We start from the raw sequence: 15,943 nt of genomic DNA, 5'->3' as shown, positions 1-15,943 counted from the left end.
TGATCCAGATCAATGTATGAACAGGTGCCCCGGTTGATCGTATGCCAACCTGATGAAGACTGCGACCGCCGGCCGCAGGGGCGGGCTATTGCCTGCGCCTACAATGCCGTGTCTCCCCCGCTGCCCGTGAAGACCTCTTGAGCGCTGCCGAAACGACCCCTGACGGCCTGTCCCCGGAAGCTGAAACCGCCCGCCAGCGGCGTGTGCGCACGGCCTGGCTGGCCGACCTGGCACGCTCCGCCCGGGGCCGCCAGCGCCTGGCCGCGCTGTGCATCAGCCTGTCCGGCGCGCTGTTGATCGGGCAGGCTGCCGCCATCGCCTGGCTGGTGCAGCAGGTGCTGGTGGAGCGCGTGCCGCTGGCCTCTGGCCTGCCGGTGCTGGCGGGATTGGCGGTGATCCTGGTGCTGCGCACCCTGCTGGGCAGCGCCACCCAGGCCGCCGCCGGTGACGTGGCCGACGCCGCCCGGCTGGCACTGCGCGAACGCGTGTTCGCACGCCTGCTGGGCCAGGGCCCGCTCTGGCTGCGGCAGCGCCGCACCGGTGAACTGGGCGAACTGATGCTGCATCACGGTGATGCGATCGAGAGCTATTACAGCGGCTTCCTGCCGGTGCGCACCGAAGTGGTGGTGGTGCCGCTGCTGATCCTGGCCGCTGTCGCCTGGGTGGACTGGGTGGTGGCGCTGATCCTGCTGTTCACCGCGCCGCTGGTGCCGTTCTTCATGATGCTGGTGGGCTGGGGTGCTGAAGCCGCCGGGCGCGCGCAGCTGGGCGAGCTGGCGCGCATGAGCGGCCACTTCGCCGACCGCATCAAGGGCCTGGGCCTGCTGCGCCTGTATGGCCGTGGCGAAGCCGAACTGGCCGGCATCGAGGCCGCCGCCGAAGGCGTGCGCGTGCGCACCCTGAAGGTGCTGCGTATCGCCTTCCTGTCGTCCACCGTGCTGGAATTCTTCGCCTCGGTGAGCGTGGCGATGGTGGCGCTGTACCTGGGCCTGAGCTATCTGGGCATGATGTCGCTGCATGCAGCGGTGCCGACGCTGGGTGCGGGCCTGTTCTGCCTGCTGCTGGCGCCGGAGTTCTATGCGCCGCTGCGACGGCTGGCTGCGCACTACCACGATCGCGCCAATGCACTGGCCGCCGCCGCCGAAGTGGAGCGCCTGCTGCAGTCGCTGCCGGACGAGCAGGGCCTGATCGAGAACGAGGTTGCGCCGCTGGCGGTGGAGCCGGCCGAGGCCGCCTTGCCGCCACTGCAGGCGCAAGGGCTGGTACTGCGCCCGTTGGGGGCGCCGCAGGATGTGCTGCGGGATCTGGACCTGCTGCTGGAGCCGGGCCAGCGCCTGGCCCTGGTCGGTCCCAGCGGGTCCGGCAAAAGCACGCTGCTGGAGGCGCTGGCCGGTTGGTTGCCGCCGCGTGCCGGCAAGCTGCAGCTGCGCCCCGGCGTGCAGGTGGCCTATGCCAGCCAGCGACCGTACCTGTTCCATGGCAGCATCGCCGACAATCTGCGCCTGGCCGATCCCGCAGCCAGCGATGCGCGGTTGCGCGCGGTGGCCGAGGCTTCGCAGGTCCTGCAGTTTGCCCAGCGCCTGCCGCAGGGGCTGGACACGGTGATCGGCGAACGCGGCTTCGGCCTGTCCGGTGGTGAAGCCCGCCGCATTGGCCTGGCCCGCCTGCTGCTGCGCGACCCGCAGGTGCTGCTGCTGGATGAACCGACCGCGTTCCTCGATGCCGATACCGAAGCGGCGTTGCTGCGCAGCCTGGCCGCCTATGCACGTGGCCGCAGCGTGGTTGTCGCCACCCACAGCCCGGCCGTGATCGCGTGGGCCGACCGTTGCCTGCTGTTGCCGGAAGGCCGGCTGGTGGAACCGGCACAGGCGGTGCGCGCGTGAGCCGTTCGCCCGATTCGCTGCGCGCCGTGTTCCTACGGCACCGGCCGCGCCTGTTGCTGACCCTGCTGCTGCTGTGGACCACGATGCTGGCCGGCACGGCGCTGCTGGGCCTGTCCGGTGGTTTCCTCACGGCGGCCGCGCTGGCCGGTGCGGCCGGCCTCGGCCAGGGCTTCAACTTCTTCTCACCCTCGGCCGGCATCCGTGGCCTGACCATGGCGCGCATCGTGTCGCGCTACTTCGAAAAGCTGGTCGGCCACGATGCCACGCTGCGCATCGCCCGCGACCTGCGCGTGTGGTTCTTCCGCCGCGCGCTGCCACTGGCGCCGGCACGATTGGGCGCCACGCGCACCGGCGAGCTGCTGGCGCGGCTGCTGGGGGACATCGGCGAAGTGGATGGGCTGCTGGTGCGTGCGATCGGGCCGCTGGTGGCGCTGGGCGCGCTGTCGCTGGTGGCGGTTGCCTCGGCAGCGCTGATCCTGCCCTCGGCGGCGGTACTGCTGGCGGTGCTGGCGCTGCTGATCGCCTTCGGCGTGCCGTGGCTGGGCGTGCGTGGCCACGATGACGAAGAGGCCGATCGTGCCGCGCACCGCGCGGCGTTGCGCACCGCTGCATTCGAAGGGCTGGAGGGGGCCGGTGACCTGGCTGCGCTGCATGCCGATGCGGCTTGGCAGCTGAAGGTACGCGTGGCCGCCAAGCAGCTGGCCTCGCGTGATCGTCGTCGGCGTTGGCGCCTGATCGCGGCCTCGACCCTGCACGGCCTGGTGGCGGGGCTGGGCCTGGTGGCGATGCTGGCGTTGGCCCTGCACGCCGCCGAACAGCAGCACATCGCGCCGGAAATGGCCGCAGGCCTCGTCTTCCTGACCGTGGCGCTGATCGAACTTTGGGCCGGCATGGGCCTGGCCTGGCAGTCGCTGCAGTCCGGGCGCATTGCTGCCGACCGCCTGCAGGCCATCGTCGAACAACCGCCGGCGGTGGAGGATCCGCAGACGCCGCAGCCGGTACCCCAGGTGGCGCGCGTGCATTGGGATGACGTGCACTTCCAGTGGCCAGGTGCCGCGCGGCCGGTGTTGTCCGGCCTGCAGCTGACCCTGGCACCGGGGGAACGCATCGCGATCCGTGGCGACAGCGGCAGCGGCAAGACCACGCTGTCCAGCCTGCTGCTGCGGTTGTGGGATCCGCAACAGGGGCGAATCACCTATGGCGGACGCGACCTGCGCGACGTCGCCCAGGCCGAGTGGCACCGCCAGCTGGCCTGGCTTCCGCAGAACGCACCGGTGTTTGCCGGTACCGTGGCCGAGAACCTGCGGCTGGGGGATCCCGACGCCCGTGATGCCGCGTTGTGGGCGGTCCTTCGTCGCGTGCGCCTGGGCGACTGGGCCGAGCACAACGGTGGCCTGCAGGCCTGGGTCGGCGAGAACGGTGCGACGATGTCGGCGGGCCAGGCACGACGCCTGGCGCTGGCGCGCGCGCTGCTGCGCAATGCGCCGATCCTGCTGCTCGACGAACCCACCGAAGGCCTGGACGTGGATACCGCACGCGCGCTGTTGCAGGACCTTTCCGGGTTGCTGGACGGGCGCAGCCTGCTGATGATCACCCACGACGACCTGCCCGAAGGCGTGGTCGATGCGCAGTACCGGTTGCGCGACGGGGTGTTGGAGCGCGAAGTGCTTCGGTAGATGCCGACCTTGGTCGGCACATCCACGCATGGCGTGGATCTACTGTAGAGCCGAGCCCATGCTCGGCTCCGGAAGCAAGCCAGCCGAGCATGGGCTCGGCTCTACAGGCCGGTCAATGGGAGAACTCGCGCAGCATCACCGCGATCGAGGCCACGTTGGCCAGCACGCACAGCCAGAACACCCACTGGAATGCGGCTTTGCGATGCTTGTGGCGGAACAGCGCCTGGCCCAGCAGCGCGCCGGGCCAGCCTCCGGCGAAGGCCAGCAGCTGCAGGGTGCGCTCGGGAATGCGCCATCGCTTTCGCTGCGCCGCGCGCTTGTCATGGCCATAGAGGCCGAACGACACCGCACTGGCCAGCAGGCACCAGCCACCCAGCCACAACGGCAGCACACCGCTGATCATCAAGGCGGTCAGCGCGCCGAAGGCGGCCAGCGCGAGGTTACGCCGCCACGCCACTTACAGCGCGTCGAGGAAGCCGCGCACGGCCGGGCCGAAACGCTCGAAATCGACGAGGAAGGCATCATGGCCCTGTGGCGATTCCAGGCCGATGAAGCGCGCATCGGCACCGCCGGCACGCAGGCCGTCGGCGACCTGTTGCTGCTGCTGCACCGGGAACAGGATGTCGGTGTTGGCGCCGATGGCCAGTGCCTTCTCCACCCGGATCTTCGCCAGCCCGGCCAGCACGTCGCCGTCGGCGTACTCGGCCAGGTCGAACCAGTCCATCGAACGGCTCAGGTACAGATAGCAGTTGGGATCGAAGAAACGCACGAAGCGCCGTGCGTGGCCTTCCAGATAGCTTTCCACCTGGAATTCCAGCCCGAACGGATCGTCGTCGGCCTGGTCCGAATCCAGCCGCACGCGGCCGAAGCGGCCATCCCATTCCAGTGCCGAGCGGTAGGTAATCACGCCCAGCTTGCGCGCCATGCGCATGCCGGACTCGGGGTACTCGGCATCGTCGTAGTGGCCGCCATTCCAGCGCGGGTCGAGACGGATGGCCTCGCGCTGCAGCGAGCGGATCGCGATCGAGAACGGCAGCGCCTGCGCACTGCCGGAAATGTTGACGTGGCTGCGCGCGATGCCCGGGTGCAGCATCAGCACGGCCAGCGCGGTCATCCCGCCCATGGAATTGCCGACCACGCAGGCCAGCTGCGCGATGCCCAGCGCACGCACGACTTCGATCGCGGCGCGAGCGCCGTCTTCGATCGACAGCTCGGGGAAGTCCAGGCGGTAGGGCTCACCGCTGGCCGGGTTGATCGAGGCGGGGCCGGTCGATCCCTTGCAGCTGCCCAGCGAATTCACGCAGACCACGAACCAGCGGCGGGTATCGATGGGTTTGCCGGGGCCAACCATCGCTTCCCACCAGCCCGGCGCCGGATTGGCCTCGTTGGCCGCCGCATGCGCATCCGGCGACAGGCCGGTCACGATCAGGATCGCATTGCCGGCGTCAGCGGCCAGCGTTCCCCAGGTCTCGTAGGCCACGCGTGCGCCATGCAGGGCGCCACCGCGCTTGAACGGGAACGGCGAGGGCAGGGCGTGGAAGCGGGTGCCGGGCGGGATGAATTCGGTCATGCACGCATTCTAGCGGGGCCGCATGTGGAGCTGGCGACACGCTGGTTTCCATGGATGGATGGACGCGGACCGGACCGTCGCATCCACGCATGGCGTGGATCTACTGTAGAGCCGAGCCCATGCTCGGCTGCGGTTGAGTTGCCGGCGCCGGGCAGCCGAGCATCGGCTCGGCTCTACAGGTCAAGGGAAGCGCAGCTCCACAACACCGTCGTGGGGCAGGCTTACCTTCACCGGAACGCTCTGCAGGTCGTCCTCGCTGCGGTTGGCGCTGCCGCTGCGCGAGATGCGTGCCACCACTTCCACTTCGCGATGGGCCGACAGCGGTGCGGTCGGCATCGGGCTGTCACCGTCGCCCAGCCCGACCGTGTCCGGGAATCCGCTCAGCGGCAGCTTGCGAGCGGCCACCGGCATCGGCGGGCCGCCGACGGCACGGGCGAGCACGAACACCTGGGTGCTGGCTGGCCACTCGGCGTTCTTCAGTGCCGGCAGCTGCACGCGCACCTGCAGCAGCGCCGGTGGCGCCGCAGCGCCAGCATCGGGCGCCTGGCCAGCGGCCTCGCGCGCGAGGGCGATCTGTGCCTGCAGCGCCTGCGCGGCACCCGGCTCCAGTCGTGGCAGCAGGCCGCTCCACACATCCGCGGCCTCGGCGTTCTTTCCGCGCTGGCGCAGGGCGATGCCCAGCAGCCAGCTGGCGCGCTCGGCATCGGGAGCCTGTGCGCGCGCCTGCTGCAACCAGGCCATTGCGGTGTCATCGAACTGCTTGCCGGCATCAGCCTGCGCGCGCGCCTGCGCGGCTTCCACCAGCACGCCCGGATCATCCGGTGCCAATGCGGCGGCCCTCGCGAAGGCATCCGCCGCGGCTGCGGCGTTGCCCAGTTCGGCCTGCGAACGGCCGAGCAATGCCCAGCCGTCGGCACGCTGCGGGTCGCGCTCCAGTGCGTCCTGCAGTGCCTGCACGCCATCGCGCAGGGTGGCTGCCGACGGGGTCGGTTGTACCTGTGCCGCCCTTGGGTCACCGACCAGCAGATACAGGCAGGCACCGGCCACGCCCAGCGCGAGCACGCCGACCACGAAACCGCGCCGACCGCGCTGGCGCAGTGGCCACAGCACCAGCGCTGCCATCAGCGCGGCGACCAGCCCGGCCAGCATCGGCAGCCAATGGTTCACCATTCGTCTCCTTCATCGGCCTTGCCGGCCGGCGCCGCGCCGACGGTGCGTCCACGTCGGCGGACGATGCCCAGCACCACCAGTGCACCGGCGCCGAGCACCAGCAGGGGGCCACCCCACAGCAGCCAGGTGCCCGGCTGCAACGGTGGTTGATAGAGCACGAACTCACCGTAGCGCGCGACCAGGAACTGCTTGATCTGTGCGTCGTCGTGCCCCTGCTGCATCAGCTGCAGCACCTCGCGGCGCAGGTCCTGGGCGATCTGCGCGTTGGAATCGGCCAGCGACTGGTTCTGGCACTGCACGCAGCGCAGCTGCGCGGCCAGGTCATGGAAGCGGTGTTCCTCGGCGTCATCGCGGAACTGCAGCGGCTGCGGATCGTGCAGCGGCTGCTGGGCCAGCGCGGGCAGCGGCAGCGTCAGAAGCAGCAACGCCAGCAGCCAGCGCATGGGTTCAGGGCGCCGTATGCAGGGTGTTGCCGGCACTGCCCTGGGCCTTCTCGATCTTCTGCAGCGCCGGGATCAGCTTCTCGTCGACCACGCGCTGGGTCATCGCACCGCTGTACTTCCAGCGCACGATGCCGCTGCCATCGACCAGGAAGGTTTCCGGTGCGGCGGTCACGCCCCAGTCGATCGCGGTGCGGCCCTCGACATCGCTGAGCACGACCATGAACGGGTTGCCCAGCTGTTCCAGCCAGTGCAACGCGTCGGTCGGGTCGTCCTTCCAGTTGTAGCCGATCACGCGCACACGCTTGCTTTCCGCGAAGCGGGTCAGCACCGGGTGTTCTTCGCGGCAGGCCGCGCACCAGCTGCCCCACACGTTCAGCAGGTAGGGCGCGCCGCGCAGGTCGTCGCTGTGCACGATCATTTCCGGGTCGTGCAGCACCGGCAGCGCGAATGCCGGCGCCGGTTTGTCGATCAGTGCCGACGGCAGTACGTCGCGCTGCGGATCGCCTGATTTCATCACCCCGTAGATCATCAGCCCGAGCAGGCCGAAGAAGAACAGCACGCCGATCACGATGGCTACCGGCGGCAGCGGGCGGGAGGGACGCGGGGTGGGGGACTCGGACATGGGAACTCCTACGGACGACGGAAACGGCGATCGGCGGCGGTGATGAATCCGCCCAGGGCCATCAACAGCGCGCCCAGCCAGATCCAGCGCACGTACGGCTTGATGTGCACCCGGACCGCCCATGCATTGTTGCCCAGCGGCTCGCCCAATGCCACGTAGACGTCACCATTGAAGCGTGCATCGATGCCGGCCTCGGTCATCACCTGGCCGCCGCTGGCGTACTGGCGCTTCTCCGGGTGCAGCAGGGCCAGCTCGCGGCCGTTGCGGAACACGCGCAGGTGGCCGCGGTCGGCGATGAAGTTCGGGCCTTCGCGATGGTCCACGCCTTCGAAGCGCACTTCGTGGCGACCGACCACCAGCTGCTGGCCTGGTGCCAGCGCCACTTCGCGCTGCACGTTCAGCGCCTCCACCAGCAGCGCGCCGGCCAGGAACACGGCGATGCCGGCGTGGGCGACGATCATGCCGAGCATTTCGGCGGTGAAGCGGCCATTGCCGCGCAGGCGCTGCCAGACGAAGCGTGCGGTGCCGAGCGCGACCCAGGCCGCAGCGGCCACGCCGATGCCGGCCTTCCACCCGTTCTGCGGCGCCTGCCACCAGGCCAGCGCGCCCAGCAGCAGCGCCAGGCCCAGCCACGGTGCCAGCAGCGCGAAGGCGCGCGAGGGCTGGTCACGCTGCCATTTCACCAGCGGGCCGAACGGCAGCAGCAGGATCATCGGCGCCATCAGCAGCAGGAACAGGCTGCCGAAGTAGGGCGGGCCGACCGAGATCTTGCCCAGCGACAGCGCATCGGCCAGCAGCGGGTACAGCGTGCCGAGCAGTACCATCGCACAGGCGGTGGCCAGCAGCAGGTTGTTGGCCAGCAGCAGGGTCTCGCGCGAGGTGGCGGTGAAGCCACGGCGTGGGTCCTCGGCATCCACGCTCAGCTGGCTGGCACGCAGCGCGTACAGCAGCAGGCTGCCACCGACCAGCACCGACAGGAACACCAGGATGAACAAGCCGCGCGAGGGATCGGCGGCGAACGAATGCACGCTGGTCAGCACGCCGGAGCGCACCAGGAACGTGCCCAGCAGCGACAGCGCGAAGGCGGCGATCGCCAGCAGCAGGGTCCAGCTGCCGAAGGTGCCGCGCTTTTCAGTGACGGCCTGCGAATGGATCAATGCCGCACCGACCAGCCATGGCATGAAGCTGGCGTTCTCCACCGGGTCCCAGAACCACCAGCCGCCCCAGCCCAGCTCGTAATAGGCCCACCAGCTGCCCAGCGCGATGCCCAGGGTCAAAAAGCCCCAGGCGACGTTGGTCCATGGCCGCGTCCAGCGCAGCCAGCGTGCGTCGACGCGGCCTTCCAGCAGTGCGGCAACCGCGAAGGCGAACGGCACCGCAAAGCCGACATAGCCCAGGTACAGCATGGGCGGATGGATGATCAGCCCCGGGTCCTGCAGCAGCGGATTGAGGTCGCGGCCTTCCAGCGGTGCTGGGTTCAGGCGCAGGAACGGGTTGGAGGTGAAGATCAGGAAGGCGAGGAAGCCGACGCTGACCACGCCCATCACCGCCAGCACGCGCGCCTGCACCGGTGCCGGCAAGTGCCGCGAGAACAACGCCACCGCGCCGGTCCACAGCGCCAGCACCAGCGCCCACATCAGCAGCGAGCCCTCGTGCGCGCCCCAGACCGCCGAGTAGCGGTAGACCATCGGCAGCAGCGAATTGGAGTTCTCGGCCACGTAGCGCACCGAGAAGTCCTGCTGCACGAACGCGGCGGTCAGTACCGCGAACGCGCCGGCGACCAGCAGCAGCTGCGCGAACGCGGCAGGTCGTGCCACCGCCATCCACGCCGTATTGTTGCGCTGCGCACCGACCAGCGGCAGGCCGGCCTGCAGCAGCGAGGCCAGCAACGCGCACAGCAGCAGGATCTGACCCAGTTCGGGCAGCACTCAGCGCACCTCGGGTGCCGTCACCGGCACGTCGTGCTTGCGATGGGCATCGCCCATCTTGTCGGCCACTTCCTTCGGCACGTACTTCTCATCGTGCTTGGCCAGCACCTCGTCGGCGACAAAGGTGCCGTCCTGCAGGCGGCCGCTGGCGACCACCGCCGTGCCTTCGGCGAACATGTCCGGCAGGATCCGCGACGTGGTCACCGCCAGCTGCGCGTCGCCGTCGGTCACCTCGAAGCGCGCCTCCAGCGAGCCGACCGGTCGGTTGAAGGAACCTTTCACCACCATGCCACCGAGGCGGAAGCGCGACTGTGCATCGACATCGCCGCGCAGCACTTCCGAGGGCGTGTACAGGTAGGCGATGTTGCGCTCCAGTGCCATCGCCACCAGTGCGGTGGCCAGGCCGGAGGCGAGCAGGGCCAGCAGCACCCACACCAGGCGGCGGCGCTGTACCGGGGTCATCGTTCCAGCTCCGTCGACAACGGCGTCGCTGCGTCCTGCCTGCCGGCGCGGGTATGCTGGCGCTGCTGGCGGGCCAGTGCCAGCCGGCGCGCCACGCGCAGGCGCAGCCACGAACCGATGGCATCGGCGCCGAGCACCAGCACGAACACCGCGTAGGCACCGATCACATAGGGCAGGTGGGTCATGGCTGGGCCTCCCGGGCCGGGCGTCCGGCATCGACGCGGCCGCCGACCCAGGCCTTGCCGGCCTCGCGGTCGAGATTGTCGGCGCGGGCCTTGGCCAGCACCGAACCGGCGAACCAGAACTTGGTGCCGATCACCATCCACCACAGCGGCGCGATCATCGCGCTGCTGATCGCCGATTCACCGAATACGTTGATCGACTGGCGCTGGTGCAGGCCGCCCCACCAGTCCACCGAGTAGCGGATCACCGGCAGCAGGCTGACACCGACAATGGCCAGCAGGCCAGCGGCGCGCGCGGCGCTGCGGCGGTCCTCGATGGCGTGGTACAGGCCGATCACGCCCAGGTACAGGAACAGCAGTACCAGTTCGCTGGTCATGCGCGGGTCCCAGTCCCACCAGGTGCCCCAGGTGCCCTTGCCCCAGATGCTGCCGGTCAACAGGGTGATCAGGGTGAAGCCGGCGCCCATCGGCGCGCAGGCCATGGCCAGGATCTCGCAGACCTTGATCCGCCAGACCAGTGCGATGGCCGCATACAGCGCCATCAGCGCGAAGACGAACAGGCTCATCCAGGCACTGGGCACGTGGATGTAGAGGATGCGGAAGCTGTCCAGCTGCTTGGCTTCCGGTGGCACCACCAGCAGCGCCTGCCACATGCCGACCAGCAGCACCGGCACCGCCGCGAGGTAGAACACCCGCGACCAGCGGGCAGCGAAACGGTCGAACGTGGGGGGCGAACCGAGTTGGTGGAACCAGCGGACAATCGGATTCATGCGTGGCGGCTATCCAGCAGGGGTGGATTGGCTCTCAGCTCGGTCAACTCAGAGAAATACGTATTGCAGCGGCAGTGGCCAGCGGCGCCAGCACCAGCGCGACCAGCAGGCCGGCGCCCAGCATCAGCAGCGCACCGACCGGATCCTGTCCGCGTCCGGCTGCCGCCAGGCTGCCTGCGCCGAACACCAGCACCGGCACGTACAGCGGCAACGACAGCAGCGCCACGAGAATACCAGAGCGTCGGATGCCTACGGTCAGCGCGGCGACCACGCCACCGATCAGGCTCAGCAACGGCGTGCCCAGCAGCAACGATGCCAGCAACATCGGCAGCTGGTCATGCGGCAGATGCAGCATTTCGGCCAGCAGCGGGCTGACCACGATCAGCGGCAGCGCAGTGGTGGCCCAATGCAGCAGCACGCGCACCAGCACCAGCCAGGCCAGCGGCACCGGCGCCAGCAGCCATTGTTCCAGCGAGCCATCCTCGGCGTCGGAACGGAACAGCGAATCCAGCGACAGCTGTCCGGCCAGCAGCACGGCCAGCCACAGCACTGCACCGGCGGTGGCGGCCAACAGCTGTGGTTCGCGGCCCTGGGCCAGGGCGAACAGCACCACCACCAGCACCGCGAACAGCAGCGGTTGCAGCGCATCGCCGCGGCGGCGCCAGAGCAGGCGCAGGTCGCGCCTGAGCAGGGCGCCTGCGGTCTGCCACAGGCCCGGTTCGGTGCCCGGCGCGATCACGCGGCACCGCCGAGGTCGAGCTGGCGGGTGCGCACCGGCGGTGCGGCATAGGCACCGTGGGTGGTGACCAGCGCAGCGCCACCGGCGCGCAGGTGCGCCGAAATCATCCGGTTGACCAGGGTGATGCCCTCCAGGTCGAGGTTGGCATAGGGTTCGTCCAGCAGCCACAACGGTGCCGGCGACAGCCAGATGCGCGCCAGTGCCAGCCGCCGCTTCTGTCCGGCCGACAGATGCCGTACCAGGGTGTCCTCATAACCGGCCAGGCCGACGATGGCCAGCGCGTTGCCGGGCATCTGCCGCGCACGCCGTCCGTGCAGGCCGCACAGGAAATGCAGGTTTTCCAGCGTGCCGAGGTCCGGTTTCAGCGCTGGCAGGTGGCTGAGGTAGGCGACATAGCGCGCGCGCTCGGCATTGCTGGCCGGCTTGCCGTCGATCCGCACCTGGCCGGCACCGGGCCGGGCCAGGCCGGCCAGCACGCGCAGCAGGGTGGTCTTGCCGGCGCCATTGCCGCCCTGCACCAGCAGGGCTTCGCCGGCGTCCACATGGAAGTCCAGCGGGCCGAACACCGGCTCGTCATTGCGGGAGAAGCTCAGGCCGCTGGCAGCCAGCAATGCAGGGGTGTTCAAGGGGCAAAGGTCTTCATGCCGGAGTGCGGCGGCAATTGTAGCGGTGAATGCCGATGGCAGTGCCGGCCGCTGGCCGGTAATTTCGCCACCTGCCAGCCGAGGTTGCCGGCCGGCGGCCGGCGCTACCGACGCGCGGATTGCGTAAACTCGGATCCCTTGTTCCCCCACAGCCCAGGCCGATGCAACCCACCACCAAGCTGCCCAAGGTCGGTACCACGATCTTCACCGTGATGTCCCAGCTCGCCGCCGAACACGGCGCGGTCAACCTGGGCCAGGGTTTCCCGGACTTTTCGGCGCCGCAGCGCCTGATCGACGAGACCGCCAGGGCGATGGCCGCCGGGCTGAACCAGTACCCGCCGATGACCGGCGTGGCGCCGCTGCGCCAGGCCATCGCACAGAAGGTGCTGGACTGCTACGGCGCGCAGGTCGATGCGGACAGCGAGATCACTGTCACCAGCGGTGGCACCGAGGCCATCTTCAACGCCATCCACGCCGTGGTGCGTGCCGGCGAGGAAGTGATCGTGCTGGACCCGGCGTATGACTGCTACGAACCGGCGATCGACCTGGCCGGTGCCAGGGCCGTACATGTGTCGCTGGATCCGCAGACGTTCGCGGTCGATTGGGACCGCGTGCGCGCAGCGATCACCCCGCGCACCCGCATGCTGATCGTCAACACCCCGCACAATCCGTCCGGCGCGATGCTGTCGGCGCAGGACATGCAGGCGCTGGCCGAACTGCTGCGCGGCACGCAGATCTACCTGATCTCCGATGAGGTGTACGAACACATCATCTACGACGGCCGTCGCCATGAATCGGCGCTGCGCTACCCGGAACTGCGCGAGCGCGCGTTCGTCATCTCCAGCTTCGGCAAAACCTACCACTGCACCGGCTGGAAGATCGGCTATGCGATCGCCCCGCCGGCGCTGACCGCCGAGTTCCGCAAGGTGCACCAGTACAACACCTTCACCAGCTTCGGCCCGGCGCAGCATGGCTTCGCCGCGATGATCCGCGACGAACCCGAACACCACCTGGAACTGGGCGCGTTCTACCAGGCCAAGCGCGACCGCTTCCGCGAGCAGCTGGCCGGTACCCGCCTGAAGGCGCTGCCGGTGCCGGGCGGCTACTTCCAGCTGGTCGACTATTCGGCGATCAGCGACCTGCCGGACCATGAGTTCGTGAAGTGGCTGACCATCGAGAAGGGCGTCACCGCCATTCCGCTGTCGCCGTTCTATGAGACTCCGCCGGCCGGCCAGCGCCTGGTGCGCCTGTGCTTTGCCAAGAACGAAACGACCATGGACGCGGCGATCGAACGCCTGCGCCTTCTGTGAGCGGAGACACGGACATGCAGGACCTGCGCATTTCCCTCGTCCAGGGCGACACCCGCTGGCATGACCCGGCCGGCAACCGCGCCTACTACGGTGCGTTGCTGGCACCGCTGGCCGGCAGTACCGACCTGGTGATCCTGCCGGAGACCTTCACCAGTGGCTTCTCCAACGACGCCATCGCCCAGGCCGAAGGCATGGACGGGCCGACCGTGGCCTGGGTGCGCGAACAGGCCAGGGTCTTGAACGCGGCAGTGATCGGCAGCGTGCAGCTGCGCGAGGGCAACGGCGTCTACAACCGCCTGCTGTTCGCAACGCCAGAGGGCGGCCTGCAGTACTACGACAAGCGCCACCTGTTCCGTTACGGCGGTGAGCACGAGCGCTATGCCGCCGGCCGTGAGCGCCTGAGCGTGGAATGGAAGGGCTGGCGGATCAATCCGCAGGTCTGCTACGACCTGCGCTTCCCGGTGTTCTGCCGCAACCGCTACAACGTGGAGCGTCCTCAGCAGCTGGACTTCGACCTGCAGATCTTCGTCGCCAACTGGCCGTCGGCGCGCGCCTATGCATGGAAGACCCTGCTGCGTGCGCGGGCGATCGAGAACCTGTGCTTCGTGGCGGCGGTGAACCGCGTCGGCGTGGACGGCAACCAGCTGCACTACGCCGGCGACAGCGCGGTGATCGACTTCCTCGGCCAGCCGCAGGTGGAGATCCGCGAACGCGAACAGGTGGTGACCACCACCATTTCGGCCGAAGCACTGGCTGCACATCGCGCGCGTTTCCCTGCGATGCTCGATGCTGATGCCTTCCATCTGGACGAGCAGGCCTGAAACAGCACGACGGCGGCTGAATGCCTGCCACGCAGCGCGCGCGCCTGCATCCAGCGTGCACGCGCGCGCTGCTAGATTCGCCGGCAGTCCGACCGAACTGGAAGTCCTGCCATGAACAAGCCCTTCGCCCTGCTGCTGGCCCTGTCCGCTGCCACGCTGGCCCCGGCCGCGCACGCCGCCGGCAACCTCGATTGCCAGCTGCGCTACAACCTGTCCGGCTGGTCACTGATCTACAAGACCGCTTCCGGCAACGGCACGGTCAGCTGCAGCAACGGCACCAGCCTGCCGGTGCGTATCGAAGTGAAGGGCGGCGGCCTGACCGTGGGCAAGTCGAAGATCACCAATGGCCGTGGCAGCTTCACCGGCGCCGTCAGCGTCAACGAGCTGCTGGGCACCTATGCCTCGGTTGGCGCGCATGCGGGTGCCGTGAAGTCCAGCAACGCGCAGGTGATGACCAAGGGCGACATCTCGCTGGCCCTGTCCGGCACCGGCAAGGGCTGGGATCTGGGCGTGGACGGCGCCGCCTTCACCATCAGCCGGCGCTGAGCCGTGCCGGCCGCTGCAGCCACAGGGCAAGCACGCCGCACACGATGAGTGTCGGCGCCAGCAGTTGCAGTGCGCCGACCACGGCCATCGCCACGCCGATCAACAGGTAGTAGAGCAGGCCGAACAGGGCGCCGGCGCTGCCCAGGCAGTGCGGGTATCCGCGCAGGGCCTGGCCCAGCACATTGGGAATGGCCAGGCCGAACCCGGCCACCACCGGTACCATCGCCGCGACCAGTGCCGGCTGATTGTGCAGCAAGGCAGCCAACAGCCCACCGGCCAGCACCAGCCCTGCGGCGAGCCGGATGCGCGTGGCGGAGGCAACGCCTGCGCGCAGCAGGCGAGCATTGCCCCATGCACCCAGCGCCGAGCCGAGCGCCAGCAGCGCGCCGCTGGCACCGAACCAGGCCAGCGGCCAGTGCAGGCGTTCGAATACGAACGGGCCCAGCGCGTACCAGCTGTACATCGCCACGTTGAACGCCATCACCAGCAGCGCCTGTGACCAGATCCAGCGATCACGCAGCAGTTGCCACAACAGTGGAAGCATGGGGGTGTGCGCGACTTCCGCAGGGCGGCTCTCGCGCAGGCCCGTTGCGCATCCGAGCATCAGCAGGCTGACCATCAGCAGCAGGCCGGCCTGCACGCCGGCATAGCCATGGCTGTCCACCAGCAGCACACCCAGTGCCAGCCCGATCGCCGGGCTCAAGGCCAGCGCCATGCCGATCCACGAGAACGCCTGCGCCAACGCCGGACCCTTCAGGTGATCGCGCAGTACGGTCTGGGTTACCACCGAGGCCGCCGCCGCACCCAGTGCGGCCAGTGCCTGGGCCAGCAGGACCTGGCCGAACGTGCTGGCCAGCAGGCCGCCGCAGGCGGCCAGTACGAACACGGCCAGGCCGCAGAGCAGGGCAGGGCGACGACCGACATGGTCGGCCAGCCGCCCCCATAGCAGGACACCGGCGGCAAAACCGAACAGGTACAGGCTCATGGCCTGGCTGGCGGCGCCGGGGGGCAGTGCGAAGCGCCCGGCGAGGTCGGCCAGGGCCGGGCTGTACAGGGTCTGCGCCAACTGGGGGAACATCAGCAGCGCAATGGTGAGCAACAACAGGCGACGCGACATGCGGGTGCTCCGCAAACAGGGCCGCGTATTGTGGTGGCCGGCGGAGTGGCGCACTCTGTC

At 69.2% G+C, this 15,943-nt stretch carries 17 protein-coding genes; 5 read left to right on the top strand and 12 right to left on the bottom strand.

Features of this window, described 5'->3' with window-relative positions; translation table 11 throughout:
- Positions 1 to 137: 137 nt before the first annotated feature.
- Both cydD and cydC read left to right on the top strand, forming a co-directional pair.
- Entirely contained in the window at positions 138 to 1,883 is a 1,746-nt protein-coding gene (cydD, locus tag ACT6SE_RS14060) for a thiol reductant ABC exporter subunit CydD (protein ID WP_014647772.1), read from the top strand.
- A complete protein-coding gene (cydC, locus tag ACT6SE_RS14055; RefSeq protein ID WP_046431711.1) occupies positions 1,880 to 3,559 on the top strand; it encodes a thiol reductant ABC exporter subunit CydC in 1,680 nt (559 codons plus the stop codon). Before cydD ends, cydC begins: the two co-directional genes overlap by 4 nt.
- Before the next feature lie 112 nt (positions 3,560 to 3,671).
- On the opposite strand, the gene ACT6SE_RS14050 is transcribed toward cydC, so the two are convergent.
- The 11 genes from ACT6SE_RS14050 to ccmA form a co-directional block, all read right to left on the bottom strand.
- Positions 3,672 to 4,016, bottom strand: coding sequence for a DUF1294 domain-containing protein (locus ACT6SE_RS14050; protein ID WP_014647770.1), 345 nt, complete (start codon positions 4,014 to 4,016; stop codon positions 3,672 to 3,674).
- Positions 4,017 to 5,129: a homoserine O-acetyltransferase MetX gene (metX, locus tag ACT6SE_RS14045; RefSeq protein WP_046431707.1), complete on the bottom strand. Its 1,113-nt coding sequence runs from the start codon at positions 5,127 to 5,129 to the stop codon at positions 4,017 to 4,019.
- Between the two features lie 180 nt (positions 5,130 to 5,309).
- Positions 5,310 to 6,299, bottom strand: coding sequence for a tetratricopeptide repeat protein (locus tag ACT6SE_RS14040; protein WP_046431705.1), 990 nt, complete (start codon positions 6,297 to 6,299; stop codon positions 5,310 to 5,312).
- The gene (locus tag ACT6SE_RS14035; RefSeq protein WP_046431702.1) at positions 6,293 to 6,742 is read right to left on the bottom strand and encodes a cytochrome c-type biogenesis protein; all 450 of its coding nucleotides are present in this window, start codon (positions 6,740 to 6,742) and stop codon (positions 6,293 to 6,295) included. The genes ACT6SE_RS14040 and ACT6SE_RS14035 overlap by 7 nt, the downstream gene beginning before the upstream one ends.
- A 4-nt stretch (positions 6,743 to 6,746) precedes the next feature.
- Entirely contained in the window at positions 6,747 to 7,364 is a 618-nt protein-coding gene (locus tag ACT6SE_RS14030) for a DsbE family thiol:disulfide interchange protein (RefSeq protein ID WP_014647766.1), read from the bottom strand.
- A gap of 8 nt (positions 7,365 to 7,372) precedes the next feature.
- The gene (locus tag ACT6SE_RS14025) at positions 7,373 to 9,292 is read right to left on the bottom strand and encodes a heme lyase CcmF/NrfE family subunit (RefSeq protein WP_049420105.1); all 1,920 of its coding nucleotides are present in this window, start codon (positions 9,290 to 9,292) and stop codon (positions 7,373 to 7,375) included.
- Positions 9,293 to 9,754: a cytochrome c maturation protein CcmE gene (gene ccmE / locus ACT6SE_RS14020; RefSeq protein WP_014647764.1), complete on the bottom strand. Its 462-nt coding sequence runs from the start codon at positions 9,752 to 9,754 to the stop codon at positions 9,293 to 9,295.
- Complete coding sequence (locus ACT6SE_RS14015; RefSeq protein WP_046431684.1) at positions 9,751 to 9,939, bottom strand: heme exporter protein CcmD; 189 nt, start codon at positions 9,937 to 9,939, stop codon at positions 9,751 to 9,753. The genes ccmE and ACT6SE_RS14015 overlap by 4 nt, the downstream gene beginning before the upstream one ends.
- Entirely contained in the window at positions 9,936 to 10,706 is a 771-nt protein-coding gene (ccmC, locus tag ACT6SE_RS14010; RefSeq protein WP_032960090.1) for a heme ABC transporter permease CcmC, read from the bottom strand. Before ccmC ends, ACT6SE_RS14015 begins: the two co-directional genes overlap by 4 nt.
- Before the next feature lie 43 nt (positions 10,707 to 10,749).
- On the bottom strand, positions 10,750 to 11,445 hold the full coding sequence (gene ccmB / locus ACT6SE_RS14005; protein WP_014647762.1) for a heme exporter protein CcmB: 696 nt from the start codon (positions 11,443 to 11,445) through the stop codon (positions 10,750 to 10,752).
- The gene (gene ccmA / locus ACT6SE_RS14000) at positions 11,442 to 12,239 is read right to left on the bottom strand and encodes a heme ABC exporter ATP-binding protein CcmA (RefSeq protein WP_414616944.1); all 798 of its coding nucleotides are present in this window, start codon (positions 12,237 to 12,239) and stop codon (positions 11,442 to 11,444) included. Before ccmA ends, ccmB begins: the two co-directional genes overlap by 4 nt.
- A gap of 11 nt (positions 12,240 to 12,250) precedes the next feature.
- Here ccmA and ACT6SE_RS13995 point away from each other — a divergent pair, with 11 nt between their 5' ends.
- The 3 genes from ACT6SE_RS13995 to ACT6SE_RS13985 all read left to right on the top strand — a co-directional run bounded on the left by ACT6SE_RS13995 (position 12,251) and on the right by ACT6SE_RS13985 (position 14,766).
- Positions 12,251 to 13,399, top strand: coding sequence for a pyridoxal phosphate-dependent aminotransferase (locus ACT6SE_RS13995; protein ID WP_088375482.1), 1,149 nt, complete (start codon positions 12,251 to 12,253; stop codon positions 13,397 to 13,399).
- A gap of 14 nt (positions 13,400 to 13,413) precedes the next feature.
- Positions 13,414 to 14,220 (top strand): amidohydrolase, encoded by an 807-nt coding sequence (locus ACT6SE_RS13990; protein ID WP_014647759.1) that lies wholly within the window; start codon positions 13,414 to 13,416, stop codon positions 14,218 to 14,220.
- A gap of 111 nt (positions 14,221 to 14,331) precedes the next feature.
- Positions 14,332 to 14,766, top strand: a complete 435-nt coding sequence (locus ACT6SE_RS13985; RefSeq protein WP_014037831.1) for a hypothetical protein — start codon at positions 14,332 to 14,334, stop codon at positions 14,764 to 14,766.
- Here the strand turns inward: ACT6SE_RS13985 and ACT6SE_RS13980 are convergent.
- Positions 14,753 to 15,883, bottom strand: coding sequence for an MFS transporter (locus ACT6SE_RS13980; RefSeq protein WP_032960096.1), 1,131 nt, complete (start codon positions 15,881 to 15,883; stop codon positions 14,753 to 14,755). The two genes, ACT6SE_RS13985 and ACT6SE_RS13980, sit on opposite strands and share 14 nt — an antisense overlap.
- Positions 15,884 to 15,943 lie beyond the last annotated feature (60 nt).

The organism is Stenotrophomonas sp. LC732 (assembly GCF_052446685.1).
Taxonomy (GTDB): Bacteria; Pseudomonadota; Gammaproteobacteria; order Xanthomonadales; family Xanthomonadaceae; genus Stenotrophomonas; species Stenotrophomonas muris.
The sequence above is the reverse complement of the archived record's forward strand: the minus strand, read 5'-3'. Positions and strand labels throughout refer to the sequence as shown.

Bases quoted from the DNA above. Each gene is read 5' to 3' on its own strand.
- metX (WP_046431707.1), bottom strand. From the start codon at position 5,129: ATGACCGAATTCATCCCGCCCGGCACCCGCTTCCACGCCCTGCCCTCG.
- ACT6SE_RS14040 (WP_046431705.1), bottom strand. From the start codon at position 6,299: ATGGTGAACCATTGGCTGCCGATGCTGGCCGGGCTGGTCGCCGCGCTG.
- ACT6SE_RS14035 (WP_046431702.1), bottom strand. From the start codon at position 6,742: ATGCGCTGGCTGCTGGCGTTGCTGCTTCTGACGCTGCCGCTGCCCGCG.
- ACT6SE_RS14030 (WP_014647766.1), bottom strand. From the start codon at position 7,364: ATGTCCGAGTCCCCCACCCCGCGTCCCTCCCGCCCGCTGCCGCCGGTA.
- ccmE (WP_014647764.1), bottom strand. From the start codon at position 9,754: ATGACCCCGGTACAGCGCCGCCGCCTGGTGTGGGTGCTGCTGGCCCTG.
- ACT6SE_RS14015 (WP_046431684.1), bottom strand. From the start codon at position 9,939: ATGACCCACCTGCCCTATGTGATCGGTGCCTACGCGGTGTTCGTGCTG.
- ccmC (WP_032960090.1), bottom strand. From the start codon at position 10,706: ATGAATCCGATTGTCCGCTGGTTCCACCAACTCGGTTCGCCCCCCACG.
- ACT6SE_RS13995 (WP_088375482.1), top strand. From the start codon at position 12,251: ATGCAACCCACCACCAAGCTGCCCAAGGTCGGTACCACGATCTTCACC.
- ACT6SE_RS13990 (WP_014647759.1), top strand. From the start codon at position 13,414: ATGCAGGACCTGCGCATTTCCCTCGTCCAGGGCGACACCCGCTGGCAT.
- ACT6SE_RS13985 (WP_014037831.1), top strand. From the start codon at position 14,332: ATGAACAAGCCCTTCGCCCTGCTGCTGGCCCTGTCCGCTGCCACGCTG.
- ACT6SE_RS13980 (WP_032960096.1), bottom strand. From the start codon at position 15,883: ATGTCGCGTCGCCTGTTGTTGCTCACCATTGCGCTGCTGATGTTCCCC.